General features: G+C 75.1%; 25 protein-coding genes. 11 read left to right on the top strand and 14 right to left on the bottom strand.

The window, feature by feature from the left end; translation table 11 throughout:
* Positions 1-211: 211 nt before the first annotated feature.
* Both VM242_07845 and VM242_07840 read left to right on the top strand, forming a co-directional pair.
* Complete coding sequence (locus VM242_07845) at positions 212-562, top strand: hypothetical protein (GenBank protein HVM05067.1); 351 nt, start codon at positions 212-214, stop codon at positions 560-562.
* Between the two features lie 89 nt (positions 563-651).
* Complete coding sequence (locus VM242_07840; protein ID HVM05066.1) at positions 652-1,194, top strand: flavin reductase family protein; 543 nt, start codon at positions 652-654, stop codon at positions 1,192-1,194.
* On the opposite strand, the gene VM242_07835 is transcribed toward VM242_07840, so the two are convergent.
* A complete protein-coding gene (locus VM242_07835) occupies positions 1,191-2,261 on the bottom strand; it encodes an AI-2E family transporter (GenBank protein ID HVM05065.1) in 1,071 nt (356 codons plus the stop codon). The genes VM242_07840 and VM242_07835 overlap by 4 nt on opposite strands.
* Positions 2,262-2,282: 21 nt before the next feature.
* On the opposite strand from VM242_07835, the gene VM242_07830 reads away from it, so the two are divergent.
* Genes VM242_07830 through VM242_07820 form a run of 3 tightly spaced genes read left to right on the top strand, consistent with a single transcriptional unit; the run spans position 2,283 to position 5,086 of the window.
* Positions 2,283-3,437 (top strand): AI-2E family transporter, encoded by a 1,155-nt coding sequence (locus VM242_07830; GenBank protein HVM05064.1) that lies wholly within the window; start codon positions 2,283-2,285, stop codon positions 3,435-3,437.
* Complete coding sequence (locus tag VM242_07825) at positions 3,434-3,925, top strand: PaaI family thioesterase (GenBank protein HVM05063.1); 492 nt, start codon at positions 3,434-3,436, stop codon at positions 3,923-3,925. The genes VM242_07830 and VM242_07825 overlap by 4 nt, the downstream gene beginning before the upstream one ends.
* 21 nt (positions 3,926-3,946) lie before the next feature.
* Positions 3,947-5,086: an HRDC domain-containing protein gene (locus VM242_07820; GenBank protein HVM05062.1), complete on the top strand. Its 1,140-nt coding sequence runs from the start codon at positions 3,947-3,949 to the stop codon at positions 5,084-5,086.
* A 9-nt stretch (positions 5,087-5,095) separates the two neighbouring features.
* On the opposite strand, the gene VM242_07815 is transcribed toward VM242_07820, so the two are convergent.
* Positions 5,096-5,317, bottom strand: a complete 222-nt coding sequence (locus tag VM242_07815) for a hypothetical protein (protein HVM05061.1) — start codon at positions 5,315-5,317, stop codon at positions 5,096-5,098.
* A gap of 91 nt (positions 5,318-5,408) precedes the next feature.
* Between VM242_07815 and VM242_07810 the strand changes: the two genes are divergently transcribed.
* Both VM242_07810 and VM242_07805 read left to right on the top strand, forming a co-directional pair.
* Positions 5,409-5,582 (top strand): hypothetical protein, encoded by a 174-nt coding sequence (locus VM242_07810; protein HVM05060.1) that lies wholly within the window; start codon positions 5,409-5,411, stop codon positions 5,580-5,582.
* Between the two features lie 62 nt (positions 5,583-5,644).
* Complete coding sequence (locus VM242_07805) at positions 5,645-6,769, top strand: hypothetical protein (protein HVM05059.1); 1,125 nt, start codon at positions 5,645-5,647, stop codon at positions 6,767-6,769.
* Here VM242_07805 and VM242_07800 read toward each other — a convergent pair.
* Positions 6,762-7,520 carry a hypothetical protein gene (locus tag VM242_07800; GenBank protein HVM05058.1) on the bottom strand — a complete coding sequence of 253 codons (759 nt, stop codon included), beginning with the start codon at positions 7,518-7,520 and terminating at the stop codon, positions 6,762-6,764. The two genes, VM242_07805 and VM242_07800, sit on opposite strands and share 8 nt — an antisense overlap.
* A complete protein-coding gene (locus VM242_07795; GenBank protein HVM05057.1) occupies positions 7,513-8,907 on the bottom strand; it encodes a dipeptidase in 1,395 nt (464 codons plus the stop codon). Before VM242_07795 ends, VM242_07800 begins: the two co-directional genes overlap by 8 nt.
* 20 nt (positions 8,908-8,927) lie before the next feature.
* Here VM242_07795 and VM242_07790 point away from each other — a divergent pair, with 20 nt between their 5' ends.
* Complete coding sequence (locus tag VM242_07790; GenBank protein HVM05056.1) at positions 8,928-9,149, top strand: hypothetical protein; 222 nt, start codon at positions 8,928-8,930, stop codon at positions 9,147-9,149.
* A 44-nt stretch (positions 9,150-9,193) separates the two neighbouring features.
* Here VM242_07790 and VM242_07785 read toward each other — a convergent pair whose 3' ends face one another.
* The 4 genes from VM242_07785 to VM242_07770 all read right to left on the bottom strand — a co-directional run bounded on the left by VM242_07785 (position 9,194) and on the right by VM242_07770 (position 14,112).
* Positions 9,194-9,730 (bottom strand): hypothetical protein, encoded by a 537-nt coding sequence (locus VM242_07785; GenBank protein HVM05055.1) that lies wholly within the window; start codon positions 9,728-9,730, stop codon positions 9,194-9,196.
* Positions 9,727-10,800, bottom strand: coding sequence for an LOG family protein (locus tag VM242_07780; GenBank protein HVM05054.1), 1,074 nt, complete (start codon positions 10,798-10,800; stop codon positions 9,727-9,729). Before VM242_07780 ends, VM242_07785 begins: the two co-directional genes overlap by 4 nt.
* A 63-nt stretch (positions 10,801-10,863) precedes the next feature.
* Positions 10,864-13,125, bottom strand: coding sequence for a 5-amino-6-(D-ribitylamino)uracil--L-tyrosine 4-hydroxyphenyl transferase CofH (gene cofH / locus VM242_07775; GenBank protein HVM05053.1), 2,262 nt, complete (start codon positions 13,123-13,125; stop codon positions 10,864-10,866).
* Positions 13,126-13,257: 132 nt separating this feature from the next.
* The gene (locus tag VM242_07770) at positions 13,258-14,112 is read right to left on the bottom strand and encodes a hypothetical protein (protein HVM05052.1); all 855 of its coding nucleotides are present in this window, start codon (positions 14,110-14,112) and stop codon (positions 13,258-13,260) included.
* Positions 14,113-14,212: 100 nt separating this feature from the next.
* Between VM242_07770 and VM242_07765 the strand changes: the two genes are divergently transcribed.
* Genes VM242_07765 through VM242_07755 form a run of 3 tightly spaced genes read left to right on the top strand, consistent with a single transcriptional unit; the run spans position 14,213 to position 16,201 of the window.
* Positions 14,213-14,692: a cation:proton antiporter regulatory subunit gene (locus VM242_07765; GenBank protein ID HVM05051.1), complete on the top strand. Its 480-nt coding sequence runs from the start codon at positions 14,213-14,215 to the stop codon at positions 14,690-14,692.
* Positions 14,693-14,694: 2 nt separating this feature from the next.
* Positions 14,695-15,879 (top strand): cation:proton antiporter, encoded by a 1,185-nt coding sequence (locus VM242_07760; GenBank protein HVM05050.1) that lies wholly within the window; start codon positions 14,695-14,697, stop codon positions 15,877-15,879.
* Between the two features lie 37 nt (positions 15,880-15,916).
* Positions 15,917-16,201, top strand: coding sequence for a PGPGW domain-containing protein (locus tag VM242_07755; protein HVM05049.1), 285 nt, complete (start codon positions 15,917-15,919; stop codon positions 16,199-16,201).
* A gap of 57 nt (positions 16,202-16,258) precedes the next feature.
* Here VM242_07755 and VM242_07750 read toward each other — a convergent pair whose 3' ends face one another.
* The 6 genes from VM242_07750 to gnd are packed head-to-tail and all read right to left on the bottom strand — an operon-like array spanning position 16,259 to position 21,281.
* Positions 16,259-16,771 carry a hypothetical protein gene (locus VM242_07750; GenBank protein HVM05048.1) on the bottom strand — a complete coding sequence of 171 codons (513 nt, stop codon included), beginning with the start codon at positions 16,769-16,771 and terminating at the stop codon, positions 16,259-16,261.
* Between the two features lie 21 nt (positions 16,772-16,792).
* Positions 16,793-17,104, bottom strand: a complete 312-nt coding sequence (locus VM242_07745; protein ID HVM05047.1) for an AAA family ATPase — start codon at positions 17,102-17,104, stop codon at positions 16,793-16,795.
* A gap of 50 nt (positions 17,105-17,154) precedes the next feature.
* Entirely contained in the window at positions 17,155-17,820 is a 666-nt protein-coding gene (gene pgl, locus VM242_07740; GenBank protein ID HVM05046.1) for a 6-phosphogluconolactonase, read from the bottom strand.
* A complete protein-coding gene (locus VM242_07735; protein ID HVM05045.1) occupies positions 17,817-18,824 on the bottom strand; it encodes a glucose-6-phosphate dehydrogenase assembly protein OpcA in 1,008 nt (335 codons plus the stop codon). Before VM242_07735 ends, pgl begins: the two co-directional genes overlap by 4 nt.
* Positions 18,809-20,353 (bottom strand): glucose-6-phosphate dehydrogenase, encoded by a 1,545-nt coding sequence (zwf, locus tag VM242_07730; GenBank protein ID HVM05044.1) that lies wholly within the window; start codon positions 20,351-20,353, stop codon positions 18,809-18,811. The genes VM242_07735 and zwf overlap by 16 nt, the downstream gene beginning before the upstream one ends.
* Complete coding sequence (gene gnd, locus VM242_07725) at positions 20,328-21,281, bottom strand: decarboxylating 6-phosphogluconate dehydrogenase (GenBank protein ID HVM05043.1); 954 nt, start codon at positions 21,279-21,281, stop codon at positions 20,328-20,330. Before gnd ends, zwf begins: the two co-directional genes overlap by 26 nt.
* Between the last annotated feature and the right edge of the window lie 9 nt (positions 21,282-21,290).

The raw sequence follows: 21,290 nt of genomic DNA, 5'->3' as shown, positions 1-21,290 counted from the left end.
GCCGCCGCCGGCCTCGGCCTGCCCCCGCCCCGGTGGGACCCGCCGCTGGGCGAGGCGCTCGACCCCAAGTGGATCACCTGGAACTGAGCGGCTGGGCCGCGGGGCGGCCGCTCGGTGGTGGCCTGCCGGGCTGCCCCGGGTGCTCGGTCTGGCGACGCGCCGGCACCGGAGCCGACTCCACGGGCACGGTGTCGACGTCGAGGGAGGGGGCATGTCGCCGTGGGCCGCCCTCGAAGCCGCCCTGCGCCAGCGCCGTCCGGTCTGGCTCTCCTACCACGGCAAGCAACGCCTCGTGTGCCCCCACGCCCTCGGCTGGAAGAGCGGGAGGCCCATGGTCCTCGCCTACCAGACCGGCGGCGAGACCACCTCAGGCACGCTGGGCGCCGACCCCCGGAAGCGGTGGCGTTGCCCGTTCGTCGATGAGGTCGATCACGTCGAGCCGAGGGAACCCGCCGGCGCCTGGGGCAGCGCCGACAACTACGACCCCTGCCACCCCTTCCACGTCATCGACGAGGTCGCTGTGGCCGTCACTGCCGACGGCTCCGACGGGTCGGTTAGGTAATACGCGGCGGGAGCCCGAAAACCACCCTTGACCAGGGGTTCCGTCGCTCCGCCACGGGCCAGCCAGGAAGGTCCCGCTAGGGTCGGGCCATGCCCCTCTCGACCGGCCCCGTCGGCCCCTTCCCGCCCGGCGTCGACCCCGAGGAGTACGACAAGCTGCGGCGGAGGGTCCTGTGGACGATGCCCTACGGCCTCTACGTGGTCGGGAGCCGGGCCGGCGAGCGGCGCAACGGGATGACCCTCAACTGGGTGACCCAGCTGTCGTTCGACCCCAAGCTGGTCGGCATCGCCGTGGAGAACGGGTCACTCACCGGGGAGCTCCTCGCCGCCGGCCGGGTATTCAGCCTGTGCATCGTCGACCGTGAGGACCGGGCGATCGTGCGCAAGTTCACCAAGCCCGTCGACGTCGACGAGGCGGCCCGCACCATGAACGGCTTCCCGTTCCACGACGGCCGCACGGGCGCCCCGATCCTCGACCAGGCAGTGGCCTACGTCGACTGCGAGGTGCGCCAGGACGTCGCCACCGGCAGCCACACCCTGTTCGTCGGGGAGGTGGTGGACGCCGGGTTCCAGAAGCCGGAGGACACGCCGGTGCTCCGCATGGAGGACACCCGCATGATCTACGGGGGTTAGGCGGCGGGCGAGCGCACCGGATCGGTCGGTTCGAGCTCTGCAGGCGCCAGCTCGGCGAGGGCGGCCACCCCGACGGCCAGGACGACGATGGCCAGCAGGGCGCCGCCCAACCCGTACAGCTCGAGGCCGGCGAAGGCGCCGGCGACGGTGAGGAACGGGCCCAGCCGCACCGCCCGGCGCTCGAGCCGGCGTTGCACGAGAAGGGTCTCCGCCACCTCGTAGGCGACGAAGGCCAGGGCCAGGACCAGCCCCCGTCCCGGGTCGCCGATGCCGCCCAGCAGCACGATGGGCACGGCCCCGATCACCGCGCCGAGATAGGGGACGACGTCCCAGAGGGCGACCCACAGCGCCAGCGGCGCCGGGGCGGGTACGCCGGCCGCCTCGGCTATCGCGTAGGCGACGCCACCGGCGGCCAGCGCCATGGCGATCGTCCCCCGCACGTAGGTGAAGCCGCGGTGGAAGGCGGCGGCGGCGACCCGCTCCAGCAGGGCGCGCCGCTCGGGGTCGTGCACCTGGCGGGCAGCGGCGGCGGCCAGGTCGGGGCCGTGGAGCAGCAGGAACACGGACAGGACGAAGGTGGCGAGGTAGGCGACGCCCCGGGTGGCCGCCGCCCGCAGGGCCTGGGCCGGCGTGCCTCCCCGCAGCCGCTCGGGCACCTCTTCCACGAAGCGCTCGGTGCGCTCGGAGAGCTCGGCCTCGCGCGCCAGCTCGGCCACCCGCCCGTCACCCGCCTCGACCCGCCGGGCCGCCTCCGGGGCGGCGCGGCGCAGCCGATCGGTCTGGTCGCCCACGTCGTCCACCGTCCGCCACCCGACCAGCCCGACCGACGCCAGGGCGGCCAGGGCGACCAGGGCGACGGCCACGCCCCGGGGCAGGCGGCGAGCCAGGCGGGCGACGAGGGGGTGGACGACACCGGCGATGGTGGCGGCAGCCACCACCCACCCCAGGACGCGCCGGGACGCCGCGAACATGGCCAGGAAGCCCAACGTGAGGCCGAACATGGCGACGGCGGCCAGGGCCGAGCGGGGCGTGAGGCGGAGCCGCTCGGTCGCTCCCGGCGCCGCCATCGCCGGTACAGTACCGGCGACATGGCCCCGGCGGACGACCTGCCCGCACCCCTCCCACCGGGGCGACGGGCGGCCCCTCCGGCGGCCACTCCCACCCCCGGCCCCACGGGCCCGGCGGTGCGGGTGGTGGAGCTGGACTGGCGGTCGGTGGCGGTCGTCCTCGGCGGCTTCGTGGTCCTGGTGGCCGCCACCGCGCTGATCGGCTCGGCGCCGCGCACCATGGCCGCCCTGGGGGTGGCCGCCATCCTGTCGCTCGGCCTGAACCCGCTCGTCGAGAACGTCCGCCGGCGGCTCCGCATCGGCCGGGCGCCGGCGGTGGCGGCGGTGCTGGCCGTCGCCGCGTCGGTGGTCGTCCTCCTCGGCCTGTTGCTCGTGCCGCCCGCCGTGCGCCAGGCGCGTGACCTGGGCGACGAGCTGCCCTCGGTGGTCGCCGAGCTGGCCGAGCTGCCGGTGGTGGGCGACGACCTGGCCGAGGCCGGCGTACCCGAACGCGTCGAGCAGGCCATCCGGGACCTCCCGGATCGCCTGGCCGGGGACACGTCCCCCCTGGAGGACGCGGCCCGGTCGGCGGCCGACATGCTGCTCGCCGGCATGGTGACCGCCCTGTTCGCCGTGACCCTCCTCGTCGACGGCGATCGCCTCCTCCGGGGTGCCCGCCGGCTCCTCCCGGCCGACGTCCGCCCCCGGGCGGAGCGGGCGGCGTCGCTGGCGTACGCCGTCGTCGGGAAGTACGTGGCCGGGTCGCTGCTCGTGGCCGGGGTCGCCGGCGTGTCCGTGCTCGTCGCCGGCCTGCTGCTGGGCGTGCCCCTCACCCCCCTGGCCGCCGCCTGGGTGACGGTGTGGAACCTGGTGCCGCAGATCGGCGGCGCCGCCGGCGGCATCCCCTTCGTGCTCCTCGGGTTCACCCAGGGGCTGGGGACGGGACTGGCGTGCGCCGCCTTCTTCGTCGTGTACCTGCAGCTCGAGAACAACGTGCTCAGCCCCCTGCTGGTCGGGCAGGCGGTCAAGCTCTCGCCTCCCGCCACCATGACGGCGGCCCTGGTCGGGGTGTCCGCCGGCGGGGTCGTGGGGGCCCTGCTCGCCGTTCCCCTGGTGGGGGCGGCCAAGGCCGTGTACCTCGAGCTGCGCCCGGGGCCGGAGGCGGCGGTCGTCCCCCGCTACGGTTCGGCGACGTGACGCTGCGCCGCCTCGACAACCGCACGTGGGGGTTCGAGTCGCGCTGCTTCGTGTGCGACCCGGCGAACCGGTCCGGGCTGCGGCTGGCGTTCTTCGCCGACGACGAGGCCGGGACGGTGATCGCCGACCTCACGCTCGACGACCGCTTCTCGGGAACGCCCAGGTACGTCCACGGCGGCGTCACCCTGGCCGTGCTCGACGAGGCGATGGCCTGGGCCGCCATCGCCCTGGCCGGCCGCTTCGCCGTCACCCGGTCCACCAGCGCCCGGTTCCGGCGACCGGTCAGGATCGGCCGCCCGTACCGGGTGGAGGCACGGCTGGCCGGGCGCAACGGCGACGGCAGCCTGGCCCTGTCGGCCACCGTGGCGGACCCCGCCGGCCGGCCGTGCGTGGAGGCGACCGCCGAGTTCGTGCCCCTGAGCGCCGCCCGTGCCCGCTCGGCCATCGGCCGGGTGGCGGTCGACGACGCCTCGTTCGTGGGGGACTGACCGCTGGAGCCCCCGCGCTGGGTGGACCGGGCCGACGCCCTGGAGGAGGTGGTCTCGGAGCTGGCCTCGGCCGAGGCCTACGCGCTGGACACCGAGTTCCACCGCGAACGCACCTACTACCCCCACCTCGACCTCCTCCAGATCGCCTGGGCGGGCGGCATCGCCCTGATCGACCCGTTGGCGGTGGACGTGATGCCGCTCGCCCGGGTCCTCGACGGGCCCGGCCTGGCCGTGCTCCACGCCGCCGACCAGGACCTGGAGATCCTGCGGGCCGCCTGTGGCACCGTCCCCCGCCGCCTGTTCGACACCCAGCTGGCCGCCGGGTTCCTCGGGATGTCGTCACCCTCTCTCCAGTCGCTGGTCGAGCGCGTCCTCGGTGTCCGCCTGCTCAAGGGCGACCGCCTGGCCGACTGGACCCGCCGCCCCCTCGGCGAGGACCAGCGGGTGTACGCGGCGGCCGACGTGGAGCACCTCCTCGAGATGCACCGTGAGATCGCAGGGCGCCTGGCCGCCCGGGGCCGGCTGGTGTGGGCCGAGGAGGAGTGCGAGCTGGCCCGCACCCAGGCCCGCGGCCCGTCCGAGCCCGAGCGGGCGTGGTGGAAGCAGCGCGACGCCCGGTCCCTTCGCGGCAAGTCGGTGGGCGTCGCCCAGGAGGTGGCGGCGTGGCGCGAGCGGAGGGCGATGAGCCTCGACCTCCCGCCCCGCTTCGTGCTGCCCGACCTGGCGCTGGCCGCCATCGCCCAGCGGCCCCCCTCCACCCTCGCCGAGCTGGCCGGGGTGCGGGGGCTCGACGGCCGTCACGCCAAGGGGCCGACCGGCGAGGAGATCCTGGCCGCCGTGCGCCGGGGCCGGTCCCTCGACCCGGCGTCGGTGGAGCGCCCGCCCGCCGACGACCTCGACCGGTCTCTCCGGCCCGCCGTGGCCCTCGTGTCCGCCTGGGTGGTCCAGCTGGCCGCCGACCTGGAGGTGGACCCCGCACTGCTCGCCACCCGGGCCGACGTGCAGGCCTTCCTCCGGGGCGACGGGGGCGCCCGCCTGGCCACCGGGTGGCGGCACTCCCTGGTGGGGGAGCCGATCCGCCGGCTGGTGGACGGCGAGGCCACCCTGGCGTTCGAGCGCGGCAAGCTCGTGCTCGAGCCCCGGGCCGGCCGTTCTTCGTAGAAGAAGGGGTCAGTCCTTGCGGCGCAGGTCGACGCGCAAGGTGAGGACGCCGTCCTCCAGGGAGCCCTCGGCGTCGCCCAGCATGGCGTAGTCGAGGTAGTCGATCTTGGACTGCTCGATGAACCGGCGGCGCTCGGGGCCCTCCACGGGGGGTATCCCGCGGCTGCGAACGGCCTTGGCCCGGTCCCGGAAGCGCTCGATCATCGCCTGGACGTCGAACTCCTCGGCCATGACCGGAACCCTACCGGGCTGGTCCGGGTCCGACGCGGCCGCTTGCTAGCATGGTCTGGCAACAGGCTTCACGGATCGGGGGAGCTGCCTCGTGAAAAAGGGACGTCACCGGCGGTTCGAAGAGGCCCGCGCCTTCAAGCTGCGCACCACCGAGCTGGTCCCCGAGCCGTGCGCCGAGTGTGGTGCCGACCCCGAGGACGACCATGCCTCGTGGTGCCTGGCGACCGAGGACGACAGCGCCGTCGACGTGGCGGACGACCGCTGAGGGACCAACGGGTGCCCGGGGCCGGGGGGCCGGGGAACGGGGCACGTCGGCTCTGCCTGGCGGTGGCGGCCCTCTTCCTCGCGTCGGTGATGGCCGTGGCGACCCACGACACGCCGTCGCCGTTGGTCACCGCGGTGGCCCGGGCGGCCGAGGTCGCCATGCCCGCGCCCGTCATCACGGCGGGGGCGACCCTTCCGCCGCTCACCCTGCCCGCCTCGCCCGCCCCGGCGGCGACGCCGGCCACCAGCGCCGCCCCTCTCAGCGTCCCCGGCGTGTCGGTCCCCGGGGTCCCCGTGACGGTGCCGCCTCTCGAGGTCACCGTCCCGACCCTCCCGCCGCCGACGGCGGCGCCGGCCCCGGCGTCGACGCCCCGGCCGGCGGGCATCGGCCCCTACCTCGGGCTGGGCACGTGGGTGGACGTCTACGACTGGAGCACCACCTTCTCCCGCAACGGCCCCCCCGCCGTCACCCCGGGCGACGCCGACCGCATGGCGGACGCCGGCGTGCAGACCCTGTTCATCCAGGCCTCCAAGCACGACTCGCCGACCGACGTGCTCGAGCCCGAGCTCCTCCAGGCCCACATCGACCGGGCCAAGAAGCAGGGCCTCCAGGTGGTGGCGTGGTACTTGCCGACCCTGGTGGACGTCGGCGCCGACCTGCGGCGCCTCAAGGCGATCGCCGCCCTGCGCAACCTCGACGGCCTCGCCGTCGACATCGAGGCGCGCAACGTGGCCGACGTCAACGACCGCAACGACCGGCTCGTCGAGCTCAGCGCGGCCCTGCGCAAGGCCCTCCCGGGGCGCTTCATCGGGGGCATCGTGCTCCCGCCGGTCGTGCTGGAGGTCGTCAACCAGAACTTCTGGCCCGCCTTCCCCTACCGGGAGATCGCCCCCTTCTACGACGTGTGGATGACGATGGGGTACTGGACCAACCGCACCAACGCCTCCGGCTACCGGGACGCCTACCGGTACACCAAGGAGAACGTCGAACGGCTGCGCAACAACCTGGGCCAGCCCAACGCCCCGGTCCACCCCATCGGCGGGATCGGCCATTCCACGTCGGCGGCGGAGATCGAGCAGTACAAGCGGGGCGTCACCGCCGTGGGCGGGATCGGCGGCAGCATCTACGACTGGGACACCACCGCGCCGGCCCTGTGGGCCAACCTGCGGCCCATGCGGCTCAACTGACCCGGCGGCGCACCGTGGGGTGGGGGAGGGGCGTCCCCGGCCCGGACAGCCGGGCCTCGAGGTAGGCGGCCAGGCGGGCGTACGCGTCGTGGCCCACCAGCTCGGCCAGCTCGCCCGCCATCTCGCGGTAGACGGGGCGGGCGCCGGTGAACGCCTCGGGCGCCTCCGTGCACCACCAGTGGAACTCCAGGCCGCCGGCGCCCCAGTTGCGCCGGTCCCACTGCCGCACGGTGGAGGTGACGTGGCCGTCGTCGGCCACCGAGTCCTCCCGGCGCAGCGGCAGCTGCCAGCACACGTCGGGCTTGAGGTCGAGGGGCCGCTCGCCCCGGTCCACGGCGGCCACGTGCAGGGCGCAGCCGGGGCCGCGGGCGAAGCTCCTGCGGTTGAGGAACACGCAGGCGCCGTCGACCATCCGGGTCACCGTCTCACCCGCCGGGTTCACCTTGACGACCCCGCGCCGCCGGCCCTGGGCCCGGAACTGCCACTGGTCGGCGGTCAACGTGGCCGCCGCCGCCTGCACCCGGGCGACGTCGTCGGGGCCGGTGAAGTGGGCGCCGTAGCTGCAGCACCCCTGGACGAGCTCCTCGGCGGGCCCGGTCAGGACGCCCTGGCACCCGCGCCCGAAGATGCACGTCCACGAGCTGAGGAGGAAGGTGGCGTCGAAGACCCAGGTGCGGTCCTCCTCGGCGTCCTCGAAGCTCACCCACTCGTGGGCGTCGTCGGGGGCGGCGGGTACGGGCGCGTCAGCCACAGGCAGGGGTGAGGGCGCCCAGCTCCCGCCACAGCTCGCCGGCGGCCAGGAGCCCCTTCCAGAACTGGTCCAGGACGAGGCGCTCGTTGGGGGCGTGGAAGCGGTCGTCGGGCAGGCCGACCCCGAGGTAGAGCACGGGCACGTCGAGGACCCGGCCCAGCGCCTCCTCGGGCCCGCTGCCGCCCTCCCGGGTCAGCAGCGGAGGCTTGCCCCACACCCGCTCGATGGCCCGGGACAGGGCGCCCACGGCCGGGTGGCCGGCCGGCGTGAGGGCGGGGGCGACCGCACCCTGGGGGACCACGGTGACCTCCACGCCGTCGGGGACCCGGGCCAGCAGCCAGTCGGTGAAGGCCCGGCCCACCTCGGCGGGGTCCTGGTCGGCCACCAGGCGGAAGGTGACCTTGACGTTGCCCCGGGCGGGGACGATCGTCTTGATCCCGTCTCCGCCGTACCCGCAGGTGATGCCGACGACGTCGCAAGTCGGCCTCGTCCACACCCGCTCCAGCGTCGACCGACCCGCCTCCCCGTCCAGCGCCCGCACGCCGGCCTTCGCCTTCCAGTCCTCGGCGTCGAAGGGCAGGAGGGCGAGCGACGCCTCCTCCGCCCCGGTCAGGGGGCGCACGTCGTCGTAGAAGCCGGGCACGGCGACCCGGCCGTCGTCGTCGTGCAGGGCGGCCACGATGCGGGCCAGCAGGTGGGCGGGGTTGGGGACCGAGCCGCCGAACACGCCCGAGTGGAGGTCGATGGTGCCGGTGCGCACGGTGACGTCGAACGCCACCAGCCCGCGCATCCCCATGCACATCGACGGCACGTCGGGGGCCCACATGGTGGTGTCGGACACGACGACGGCGTCGCAGGCGAGGCGGTCGTACTGGGCGGTGAGCAGCGCCTCGAAGTGGGGGCTGCCGACCTCCTCCTCGCCCTCGACCAGGAACTTCACGTTGACGGGCAGGCGGCCGTCCCGGCGGAGCAGGCCCCGGACCGCCTCGACCTGGTAGAGGACCTGGCCCTTGTCGTCGACCGACCCCCGGGCGCGGCACTCGCCGTCCACCACCACGGGCTCGAACGGCGGCGAGTGCCAGGCGTCCAGCGGCTCGACGGGCTGGACGTCGTGATGGCCGTACACCAGGTAGGTGGGGGCGCCCGGTCCGGCGTGCAGCCAGTCCCCGTAGACGGACGGGGCGCCGGCCGTCTCCAGCAGCTCCACGTTCTGTAGTCCGGCCTCCCGCAGCAGGGCGGCGGTGAACTCGGCCGAGCGGCGCACGTCGCCGGCCCGCTCCGGGTGGGCCGAGATGGACGGGATGCGCAGCCAGTCGAACAGGGTGGCCAGGATGCGCTCCCGCTCGCCCCCCACGTAGCCGGCCAGCGCCAGGTCGTCGGACGGCATCGGTCGGAGGCTACCGCCCGGTGCGACACTGGACGGCCATGGACGCCGCCGTCGAGGACCTGCGAGACCGCCTGTCGGGCATCGCCGAGGAGCTGGCCGACCTGGCCCTCGAGCGCCTGCGGGCCGCCGTCGACGAAGGCACCGCCTCGCCCACGGCGGCGGCCGAGGAGCGCCGGCTCACCCGGGCGCGCCGGGCGGTGGAGAAGGCGGTGGCCGTCCTGTCGGAGGGCGATCGGGGCTGACCCGGGGATCGGGCGGCTCCCCGCCGGGCACCCTCCCCCCGGCGCTAAGCGGCCGAGCGCAGGCCGCCGGTCCGGAGCAGCTCGAGGGCGAGCGTCAGGCCGAGGAGGAGCGTGGTCCCCACGGTGGCGCCGGCGGGGAGGACGAGCACGTCGCAGCCCGAGGCCGGGCCCCGGCGGCGGCTGGTGAGCGCCAGCATCCCGCCCGCGGGGTCGATGACGTGCAGGCCGGTCGGGCCGTCGGCCCGCACGAGGGCGACGGGCCTGCCGTCGCTGTCGGCCAGCGTGCCGATGTGCGCCCGCGAGACCGGGTCTGCCGGGGCGAAGGTGAACGTCCGCCGCCCGGGGTGGTCCACCAGGGCGACCCGGGTGTGGCCGAGGTAGGACCCGCCGACCAGGCTGAGGACCACGGCGCCCCGGGCGCTGTCCTGGAGGTCCCAGCAGTGGTCCCGCCACCAGGCGGTGGCAACCTCGCGGCCCTCGCACGTCCACCGGAAGCGGCCGGACCCGGCCGACAGGCGGTAGCGCACCGCCGTGGACGCGCCGCCGGCCGGCGGCGAGCCCGGTTCGACAGGCGAGGTCACGCCCGGTTGATCGACGGAGCGGGCGGGGCGCTTGAGAGACGGTTTAGGCGGTCGATCAGGGACCGCAGGCGACCGAGGCTGATCCGGTCGAAGCGCAGGGTGACGCGCGGGAGGTCGATGTGGTCGTCGTCGGCCACCTCGGGGCCGAGCGGCGGGGTGGCCTCGACGCCCCCGTCCACGCAGATGTCGGCGAACTCCTCGCTCAGCTCGGCCAGCTCGGTCGCCGTGGGGGCGGCGTGCAGGCGGATGACCAGGCGGTGCCCGACCAGGCGGCGTGAGTGGTAGTTGCGGTAGAAGCCGAGGATCTCCTCGGCTGCCTCGCCGGCGTCGTCGGTGATGCGGTAGAGGACACGGTCCTCGGGCGAGACGAGGCCCCGGGCGAGCACCTCCTCGTCCATGAAGCGCTCGAAGGCGGCCCAGTAGCTGCCGCCGGGGGTGTCCAGCAGCACGATGGGTGCCGGGTCGGCCTTGCCCGTCTGCGACAGGGTGAGCAGCTCGAGCGCCTCGTCGAGGGTGCCGTAGCCGCCGGGCAGGACCACGAACGCGTCCGATTCCTTCAGGAGCATCACCTTGCGGGTGAAGAAGTACTTCATGGTGACGAGCTTGGGATCGCCGGCGATGAACTCGTTCGCCCCCTGCTCGAACGGGAGGCGGATGTTGATCCCGAACGACCGGTCCCGCCCCGCGCCCTCCAGGCCGGCGGCCATGATCCCCGGGCCGGCGCCGGTCACGACCATCCAGCCGGCGTCGGCGATGAGCCACGCCGTCCGGCGCGCCTGGGCGTAGGCGGGGTCGTCGGGCAGGGTCCGGGCCGAGCCGAACATGGTGATCTTGCGGATGTGCCGGTAGGGGGCGAAGACCCGGAACGCCCCCCGCAGCTCCTTCAGGGCGGCGTTGGCGATCTTGACGTCCAGGCGGTCGACGTCGTCGGTGGCCAGCCCCAGGCCGGTCGCCAGGATCTCGAACAGCTGGTCGCGGTTGGCGGCCGCGCCGACCTCGTCGAGCAGCGCGGTGATGCGCTGGTCGAGCTCGGGGTCCCGGGTGCGGTAGCGGGGGAGGCGATCGCTCATGGCGGCAAGGGTTCTACTCGGCAGATGCGGCCCCGGCCCTGACGGCCGGGCCCGGAGCGCCGCTCAGGCCCGGGCGGCGACCCGCCCGTAGAGGGTGGTCCGCTGCTCGAGCGGCCGGCCCAGGGGCTCGACGATCGCCCGGAACCCGGCCTCGTCCATCGCCTGGCCGTGGCTGGCGCCCGCCGCCCGGGAGATGTTCTCGTCCATCAGGGTGCCGCCCAGGTCGTTGACCCCGGCCCGCAGGGCCTGGCGCGACCCCTCCACCCCCATCTTCACCCACGAGACCTGGATGTTGGGGATGACCGGGTGGTAGGCGATGCGCCCCACGGCGTGCACCAGGAGGGCCTCCCGGAAGGTCGGTCCCGGCCGGCTGCGGCCCTCCAGGTGCAGGGGGGCGGCCATGTGCACGTACGGCAGCGGGACGAACTCGGTGAACCCGCCCGTCTCCTTCTGGAGGTCGCGCGTGCGGACGAGGTGGCGGGCCCACGACACCGGGTGCTCCACCGACCCGAACATCAAGGTGACGTTGGACCGCAGCCCCACGCCGTGCGCGGTGCGGTGGGCCTCCAGCCACTCCTGCGTGTCGACCTTGTCGGGGCACAGCACGGCGCGCACCTCGTCGTCGAGGACCTCGGCGGCCGTTCCCGGGAGGGTGCGCAGGCCGGCGTCCATCAGGCGGCGGAGGTAGGCGGCCAGCGGCTCGCCCAGCCGTCGCGCCCCCTCGGTGACCTCCAGGGCGGTGAAGCCGTGGATGTGGATGGAGGGTGACGCCTCCCGCACCGCCTCGATCACCGACACGTAGTAGTCGCCGTCGAAGCTGGGATGGATGCCGCCCTGGAGGCAGACCTCGGTGGCGCCCCGCTGCTCGGCCTCGGCCACCCGGCGGGTGATCTCGTCGAGGCCCAGCAGGTACGGGTTGCCGCGCAGGTTCAGCGACAGGGGGCCCTTGGAGAAGGCGCAGAAGCGGCACTTGAACGTGCAGACGTTGGTGTAGTTGATGTTGCGGTTGGCGACCCACGTGACGGTGTCGCCCACGGCCCGGCGGCGCAGGTCGTCGGCCACCTCGGCCACGGCGGCCACCTCGGGGCCCCGCGCCCCGAACAGGGCGGTGATCTCCTCCACGCCCGGTTCCTGGCCCAGGAGGACGCCGGCCAGCACCTCGCCGACCCGCCCGCCGGCCGCCGGCCGGGCGCCGGGCGGGAGGAGGTCGGGGACGGGCGCGTCCGAACCGGCCGCCCAGGCGTCGTCGCGCGCCAGGCCCTCGGCGTCGCTGCGGTGGAGGACGGCGGTACGCATGGTGGGGGCCAGCCACCTGGCGGGGTGGCGGGCGAACCCGGGGTGGACGGTGAGCCGGGGGGCGAGCACGAAGCCCCTGGCTTCGGTCACCTGGCGGAGCCGGTCGAGGGCGGGCCACGGCCTCTCGGGGTTCACGTGGTCGGGCGTGACCGGCGACACCCCGCCCCAGTCGTCGATGCCGGCGTCGAGCAGCGCCCCGAAGTCGTCGGCCAGGTTGGGCGGCGCCTGGACGGAGATCTCGGGGGGCAGGAGCAGCCGGGCCACCGCCACCGACCAGGCGTGGTCGTCCGGGTCGCAGGCGGGGGAGCGGTGCATCGCCGTCCCCCGCTTGGGCACGAAGTTCTGGACGATGACCTCCTGGACGTGGCCGTGGCGCCCGTGCGACGCGGCGATCGCCTCGAGGGCGGCGATCCGGTCCTGGCGCCGCTCGCCGATCCCACACAGGATCCCGGTCGTGAAGGGGATGGCCAGCTCGCCGGCGGCCTCCAGGGTGGCGAGGCGCCGCTCGGCGGTCTTGTCGGGAGCGCCGGCGTGGCAGGCGAGGGGCGGGCCCAGCGACTCCAGCATCATCCCCTGCGAGGCCGACACCTCCCGCAGCTTGGCCAGCTCGTCGGGGTACAGGGCGCCGGCGTTGGCGTGGGGGAGCAGCCCGGTTTCGTCCCGGACGAGGGCGCACATGGCGGCCAGGTAGTCGACCGTGGACGGATGGCCGCGAGCGGCCAGCCACTCGGCCGCCGCCGGATGGCGCAGCTCGGGCCGCTCGCCCAGGGTGAACAGCGCCTCACTGCACCCCACGGCGGCGCCCGCCGACGCGATGGCGAGGACGTGCTCGGGGTCGAGGTAGGGCGCCTCCACCCGGGCCGGTGCGGTGGCGAAGGTGCAGTACCCGCAGCGGTCCCGGCACAGCCGGGTGAGCGGGATGAAGACCTTGGGCGAGAACGTGACCCGCCGCCCCGTGGTGGCGTCCCGCACCTTGCACGCCGCCGCCAGCAGCTCCCCGGGCGGGGCGGCCAGGACGTCGAGGGCCATGGCGGACAACCTAGGCCGGGGTGAAGGGCGGGGCGATGTGCTCCGGCCGGGCGCAGCACCCTTCTGGCGGCAAGAAGGGGCGCTATACGCCCCTTCTTGCCGCCGGAAGGGCGGGAGGTCCCCTCGTCGCCGCTAGCAGCCGCCGCCCTTGGAGGGGCGGTCGGGGATGGAGGGGTCGACCACCTCGACGTGGACGTGGGGCCACGCCGGGTCGGCGGTGCGGAGCTCGTCGACCTGGGACTCGAACGGCAGCTGGGTGGCCCGGCCGGCGATCACCGTCTCGCCCGCCACGACCCGCTCGCCCCGGCGCACGGCCAGCCCGTCGATGTGGAGGATCTTGACCTCCCACGCCGGGTTGGCGTCCGGCGCGATGACGACGAAGTCGTCGCGATGGTCGCAGTAGAGCGTGTAGGTCCCGCCCCGCTTCACCGTCCCCGTCACCGGCGAGCGGATCTCGCCGGCGGGGTCGACGACGATGTCGGCCGAGCCCCGCGGCGACGTCCCCCGCTCGCGCGTCTCCATGGTGGCGGGCGCCACCGCCGTCGCCAACGGCTCCTGCTGGCGGGCGCCGTCGTGGTTGGACTCGTGGAACCCGACCCGCTCGACCCGGTTGGCCGGGTGCACCAGGGTCAGCCCGCCGACCGATCCGTAGGGGGAGAACCCGGTCTCGGTCACCACCCGGGGGCCGGGCCGGGGCGCCTCGGTGGTGGACGTGGTCGACGGGGCAGCCGTCGTCGACGTCGCAGCCGTGCTCGCCGTGGTGGTGGGCGCCACCGTTGCCGGCGCCACGGCCGGGAGCGCGGTGGTCGGTGCGGCCGCGGAGGCCGGCGGCGCGGTGGTCGGTGCGACGCTCGTGATCGTCGCCAGCGCCGGCCCCGCGGCGGCGGCGGGCTCGGCGGAGACGGTGGGGCCGCCCCCGCCCGCGCACGATGCGGCCGCCAACCCGACTGCCACCACCAACGCCCCGCGGACCGCCCCCCCTGCCATGAGCACTCCACGGTACCGGCCTGCGGGCGCTGGTCGGGACGCGGCGGGCACCCCTACGCTCCGGGCGGACGGCCCGGCCGCGCCGTCGGGAAGGAGCGCCATGCCGGAGGTGACCGAGGTCCGCCTGCCCGGGGTGGGCGTGCGCCACGAGTACACCACGGCGGCCGGCGTCCGGATCGGTGTGCTGACCCACCGGGGCGGGCGCCGTGAGCTGCTGGTGTACGACCGGGACGACCCCGACCGGTGTGCCAACACCCTCCACCTCAGCGCCGACGACACGCGGACCCTCGCCGAGCTCCTGGGCGCCCCCCATCTGGCCGAGGCCGTCACGTCGGTCCAGGCCATCGAGGGGCTGGCCATCGACTGGGTGGCAGTGGCCGAGGGCTCGCCGGCGGCGGGCACGACCATCGCCGACGGGGCGTTCCGCACCCGTACGGGGGCGTCGATCGTCGCCGTGGTCCGGGGTGACACCACCGTGGCGAGCCCCGGCCCCGGGTACCGCTTCGAGGCGGGCGACGTGGCGGTGGCCGTCGGCACGCCCGAGGGGCTGGGCCAGCTCCGCGACATCCTCGGGCGCTGAGCGTGCTCGTGGCGGCGGCCGGCGGCGACGCCGCGCTCGTGTTCGTCGAGATCGGCGCCGTGGCGCTGGCCCTGGCCGCCCTGGCCCGCCTGGCCGGGCGCCTCGGGGTCACCGCCATCCCCCTCTACCTGCTGGCCGGCCTGGCCGTCGGCGAGGGCGGGATCGCGCCCCTCGACGTCAGCGCCGACTTCATCGAGCTCACGGCCGAGATCGGCGTGCTCCTGCTCCTGCTCACCCTCGGCCTCGAGTACAGCGCCGACGAGCTGCGGGCCGGCCTGCGGGGCGGCGCCGTCCCCGGCGTCGTCGACGCCGTCGTGAACTTCGCCCCGGGCTTCGGCGCCGGCCTCCTTCTCGGCTGGGGCCCGACGACGGCCGCTCTCCTGGGCGGCGTCACCTGGGTGAGCTCGTCGGGCGTGGTCGCCAAGGTGCTGCACGACCTCGACCGGCTGGGCAACCGGGAGACGCCGGCCGTGCTCAACCTGCTCGTCCTGGAGGACCTGGCGATGGCCGCCTACCTCCCGGTGGTCGCCGCCCTGGTGGCGGGACGGGGGCCGTCGACCACGCTCGCCACCGTCGCCGTCGCCATCGCGGCGGTGGCCCTCGTGCTCGGCGTCGCCCTGCGATGGGGGCACCACCTGAGCCGGGTGCTGGCCGGGGGATCGGACGAAGCCCTCCTGCTGGCCGTGTTCGGGCTGACCCTGCTGGTGGGCGGCCTGGCCCAGCAGGTGCAGGTGTCGGCGGCCGTCGGCGCCTTCCTCGTCGGCCTCGCCCTGTCGGGCACCGTCCAGGAGCGGGCGGGCGCCCTGGTGGCGCCTCTCCGGGACCTGTTCGCCGCCACCTTCTTCCTCTTCTTCTCGTTCCAGATCGACCCCGCCGACCTGCCCGGCGCCCTCGCCCCGGCCGCCGCCCTCGCCCTGGTGACCGCCGCCGGCAAGACGGGGACGGGGTGGGTGGCCGCCCGGCGCCTCGGCGTCGGGCCCCGGGGCGCCCTGCGGGCGGGGACGGCGCTGATCGCCCGGGGCGAGTTCTCGGTGGTGATCGCCAGCCTGGGCGCCGCTGCCACCGACGGCGACGAGCTGGGCACGGTGGCCGCTGCCTACGTGCTCCTCACCGCCACCGCCGGGCCCCTGGCCGCCCGCTGGGCCGACCGCGTCCCGCTGCCGGTGGCCGGCACCGGGCCGGCCTGACCGGAGCGGCCGCGCCGGGCGTGCCACACTTCGTCGCATGGCTCCCCGCCCCGGCGAGGTCTTCGCCTTCGTCCTCCGCAGCTCGCGTCGCATCGCCGTGTCGGTCGTCGGTGGCGTGCTCGTGGCCGCCGGCCTGGCGATGATGGTCCTGCCCGGGCCCGGGCTCCTGTTCATCGTGGCCGGCTTCGCCGTCCTCGGCACCGAGTACGCGTGGGCGGCTGCCGCCCTGGAGCGGACCAGGCGCACGGCCGCCCAGGCGGGCCAGGTCGCCCGCAAGGGTGCCACCGTCGCCGCGCGCCGGGTGCGCCGCCCGCGGGGCTGAACGCGCCACGACCGGGCCCCGCCGGGCCCGGTCGTGGCGAGGAACGTGGGGGAACGGCTACTCGGAGGACTGGAGCTCGGCCAGCCGGGCCTCGACCCGCTCGCGCTCCTTCAGCAGCGCTTCCCGCTCGGCCTGGCCCTCGGACTCGCCGGCCATGGCCTTGTCCACGAAGTCGACGATGTCCTCGATGGCCCGGCGGACCGCCGGGGCGTCGGTCGGGCCGAGGAGGTGGCCGGAGCGGTCGGACTCCACCACGTCGGCGTCGTGGGGGATGATGCCGGCCAGGGGCACGTCGTACTCGGCGCACACCGAGCGGAAGAACTCCTCGTCGTCGGGCAGGCGGGCCTTGTTGCCCACGCCGTAGACGAGGGGGATGCCGAGCTCACGGGCGAGGGCGATGGTGCGCCCGGCGGTGAGGATCGACTTGCGCGACGGCTCCATGACCATCAGGAGCACGTCGGCGTAGGCGAGCGTCCCGCCGGAGCGCGAGAGGTGCTCGAGCCCGGCCTCCATGTCGACCAGGGTGACGTCGGCCTCCTCCTCGATGGCTGCTCCCAGAAGGCTGCGCACGGCAGCGTGGCTGGAGCACGTTCAGCCGGCACCCGCCTGGGTGATGGCCATGGCGTTGAGCAGCGTCACCTCCGTGGGGGTGCGCACGCCGTACTGGCGCACCAGGTCGGCCGGGGTGATGGCGCCCGACCCCGTTCCGACGACCAGCGACCGGGGCAGGACCGGGACCGACTCGGCCGCCGCCGCGTCCAGCCCGAGGCTCAGCGCCAGGTTCGGGTTCGAGTCGGTGTCGACGGCCAGGACCTTCTGTCCCCTGCTGGCGTAGACCTGGCACAGCAGGGCCGAGGTGGTGGTCTTCCCGACGCCCCCCTTGCCCACGATGCCGAGCTTCATCGGCGCTCCCTTCGCGTCGTGCAGATGGGTGGAGTCTACCGGTGGAGCGCCTACTTCGGGGCTGCCGCCTCGTCCACCAGCCAGAGCACGCGGTCGGCGCGCACGCACGCGGCAGGCAGGTCGTCGCCGTCGGCGATGCGCTGGAGCGCCTCCCGCTTCTCCTCGCCGGACACGGTGAACACGGCCAGGCGGGCCCGGGCGATCCCCGACAGGGTCAGCGTCATCCGTCGGTGGGGATGGCGGCCGGTGGGGTCCTCGTTCATCACCACCAGCCGGCCCGGATCGGCCTTGAGCGCCGGCGAACCGGGGAACAGGGAGGCGGTGTGGCCGTCGGCACCGAGCCCGAGGTGAACGACGTCGAAGCGACCGAGCTCGCCCACCCGCAGCTGGTACGGGTCGGGCCCGTCGTCGCAGCGCATCGGGTGGACGGAGTGGGCGCCGCCGATCCGCTCGAGCAGGGCCTGGCGGCCCAGCCGCTCGTTGGAGTCCGGGTGGTCGGGCGGGACGCAGCGCTCGTCGCCCCAGTAGACGTCGACCAGCCACCAGTCGATGGCGTCGGCTCCGTCGGCGGCCAGGCGCTCGTAGCAGCGGCGGGCCGTCGAGCCGCCCGAGAGGGCAAGCGAGAACTCCTCGCCGGGGCGGGCGGCGAAGGCGTCGATGACGCAGCCGGCGAAGGCGGCGGGCACGTCGTCCACCACGAGGAGCTCGCCGTTCACGCTCCGAAGAGTAGGGCCGCATGGAGCGCCTGCCCATAGACGCGGTCGCGCCGGAGACGGATCAGCGCCTCGCCCAGCGACCACGCCAGCAGGTCGTCGGGCTGGGACAGCCGGTCCTCCCGTCCAGCCCGGCCGGCGACCGTCGCCCACGACCGCACGAACGCCCCGGTGGCGCCCGCCACCTCGGCGACCGACACGACCGCGGCCTGGTTCCCGTCGCCGGCGACCAGTCGCACGGCGGGCGACGCGGCGTCGGTGAAGGTGACGGCGGATGCCGGGAGGGCCAGGCGGGCGACGAGCCAGCCGGCCAGGAGGAGTCGGGCCCCGACCGGCCCGTCGACGGCGATCTCCCGGACCTGCGACGCGTAGGGGCGCAGCTGGGGCAGGTCGAACTGGGCGGCCAGCAGCTGGCGCCACGGGCGCAGTCGTTCCCAGCACAGGTCGATCACCACGTGGCGACGCGTCAGGCGGGCGAGATCGGCGACGCCAGTGCGCACGTCGTCGGCCGAGCCGAGGGAGCCGGTGTCGACGAGGACGGTGCCCGCGGCGCGGAGGAGGGGGTCGCCGGGTCGTGGGACCGAGCGCACGTACCAGACGGCGACGGGGAGGTCGGGCAGGGTCAGCGGTTCGACGAGGGAGTCGAGGTGGCCGGCGGGGGCGCCCCGCACGTCGAGGCGGACGTCCTCGCTCCAGACGGGATGGCCCTCGGCCACCGAGCCGTGGAGCACGACGGTGGCGTCGAGGCCGGCGGGCGCGGCGCCCGGGCGGGGCAGGAGCACGATGTTCCGGCCCGGGTGGCGGCGGCCCAGGTGGTGGACGGCGTCGCAGGCCCGCTCGACGTCGTCCTCGACGCCGGCCACGACGACCAGGTTGGTCACGCAGGCCCGGGTGGCGGTGCGCTGGCCGCCCCGGCGCAGCTCGCTCAGGGCGTCGATCACCTGGCCGAGGCGCACGTTCTCGCCCCGCCAGCTCCCGAGCTCGCTCGGCGCTACGGGCTCCGCCACCGCCGCCCGTCGCGCTCGAGGAGGCGGTCGGCCTCGCGGGGGCCCCACGACCCGGCCCGGTAGCGGGCGAGCGGGGTGGCGTCGTCGGTCCACACCTCCTGGACGGGCGCCACCACCTTCCACGCCTGCTCCACCTCGTCGGCCCGGATGAACAGGGTGGGGTCGCCGACCATGGCGTCCAGCAGCAGGCGCTCGTAGGCGTCGGGCGTCTCCTCCAGGAAGGCGGCGCCGTAGGCGAAGTCCATGGCCACGCTGCGCACCCGGAACGCCTGGCCCGGCACCTTGGCGCCGAAGCGGAGGGCGATCCCCTCGTCGGGTTGGATGCGCAGCACGAGGGCGTTGGGGCCGAGGCCGCGCGTCTCCTTGGAGCCGAAGGGCAGGTGGGGCACGTCGCGGAACTCCATCGACACCTCGGTCACCCGCTTGGGGAGCCGCTTGCCGGTGCGGAGGTAGAACGGGACCCCGGCCCAGCGCCAGTTGTCGACGTCGACCCGCATGGCCACGTAGGTCTCCGTGCGGCTGTCGGGGCCCACCCCCTTCTCCTGGCGGTAGCCCCCGACCTCCTCGCCCTCGACCCACCCGGCCTCGTACTGGCCGCGCACCACGTCGATGGTGACCTCGTCGTGGGTGGGGATGTCGACGGCCCGCAGCGCCTTCACCTTCTCGTCCCGGATGCCCTTGGCGTCGACCGTCGCCGGGGGCTCCATGACGGTCAGGGCCAGGACCTGGAGCACGTGGTTCTGCACGATGTCCCGCAGCGCTCCCGCCGTCTCGTAGAAGCCGCCCCGGTGGCCGACGCCGAGCGACTCGGCCACGGTGATCTGCACGTGGTCGACGTAGCGGCGGTTCCAGATGGGTTCGAAGATGGCGTTGGCGAAGCGCAGGGCCAGGACGTTCTGGACCGTCTCCTTCCCCAGGTAGTGGTCGATCCGGTAGACCTGCTCCTCCCGGAAGCTCTCGTGGATGGCGTCGTCCAGGGCCAGGGCGCTGGCCAGGTCACGGCCGTAGGGCTTCTCCACCACCAGGCGCACGAAGCAACCCTGCCGGCCGGGCTCGTTCAGCCCGTGCTCGCCCAGGGCGCCGGCCACGCCGGCGAACACGTCGGGCGGCGTGGCCAGGTAGTGGACGCGGTTGCCGTCGGTGCCGACGGCGGCGTCCACCTCGTCCAGCACCTCGCGCATGCGCTCGAAGGTCGGGCCGTCGGTGTAGCCGCCGGCCACGTAGCGGAACCCGCCCACCAGGGCCTCCCACGCCGCGCTGGGCTTGGGGACGGCCTCGAGCATCCGGGCCCGGAACTCCTCGTCGCTCAGCGGGGTCCGGCCCACGCCGACCACCGCGAAGTTGGGGGACAGGCGGCGGTCGGCGGCCAGGGCCTCCAGGGCCGGGGCCAGCTTGCGGTGGGTCAGGTCGCCCGAGGCGCCGTACACGACGAGGGCGCAGGGCGGCGCCCGGCGGTCGGACTCCAGGCCCTCGGCCAGGGGGTTGACGGCCTCGGGCGCCGCCTCAGGGCTCGGGGTCGATGGCGCCACCGGCGGCCTCCTCGTGGGACTTGACGTCCTCGGCCGCCTGCGCCTCGGTGAAGAACGAGTGGCCGCCGAACTGGTTGCGCAGCGCCGCCACCACCCGGGCGGCGAAGCGCTCCTCGTCGCGGGAGGCGAAGCGGGCGAAGAGGGAGGCGGTGATGGCGGGCGCCGAGACGCCGCGGTTCACCGCCTCCTCCACCGTCCACCGGCCCTCGCCCGAGTCGGCCACGACGCCCTTGATGGACGCGAAGTCCTCCGGTTCGGCCAGGGCCAGCTCGGTGAGCTCCAGCAGCCACGAGCGGACGACCGACCCGTGGTTCCACAGGGAGGCGATCCGGTGGAGGTCGAGCCCCAGCTCCTCGGCCGCGTCCAGCAGGGCGAAGCCCTCGGCGTAGGCCTGGAGGAGGCCGTACTCGATCCCGTTGTGGATCATCTTGGTGTAGTGGCCGGCACCCGACGGGCCCACGTGGGCGTACCCGTCGGTGGGCGCCAGGTCGGTGAACACCGGCTCCAGCCGGCGGACGGCGTCGCGGTCCCCGCCGACCATGAGGCAGTAGCCGTTGCGCAGGCCCCAGACGCCGCCCGACACGCCGGCATCCACGAAGGCGATGCCCTGCTCGGCCAGCCGGGCCGAGCGGGCCTGCGCCTCCTTGTAGTTGGAGTTGCCGCCATCGACGATCGTGTCGCCCGGCTCCAGCAGGGTGGACACGGCGTCGATCGACGAGCGGGTGGGGGCACCGGCGGGGACCATGAGCCACACCGCCCGGGGCGGCGACAGCTGCTCCACCAGCTCCTCCAGGGTGGAGGCGCCGACGGCGCCCTCGTCGGCGGCCTTGGCCACCAGGGCCAGGTCCCGGTCGTAGGTCACGACCTCGTGCCCGGCGTCCACCAGGCGCCGGGTCATGTTGGCGCCCATGCGCCCGAGGCCGACCATCCCGACCCG

It is taken from the genome of Acidimicrobiales bacterium (genome assembly GCA_035540975.1).
GTDB lineage: Bacteria > Actinomycetota > Acidimicrobiia > Acidimicrobiales.
Note: the sequence above shows the minus strand (reverse complement) of the source record. Positions and strands in the feature narration are given on the sequence as shown.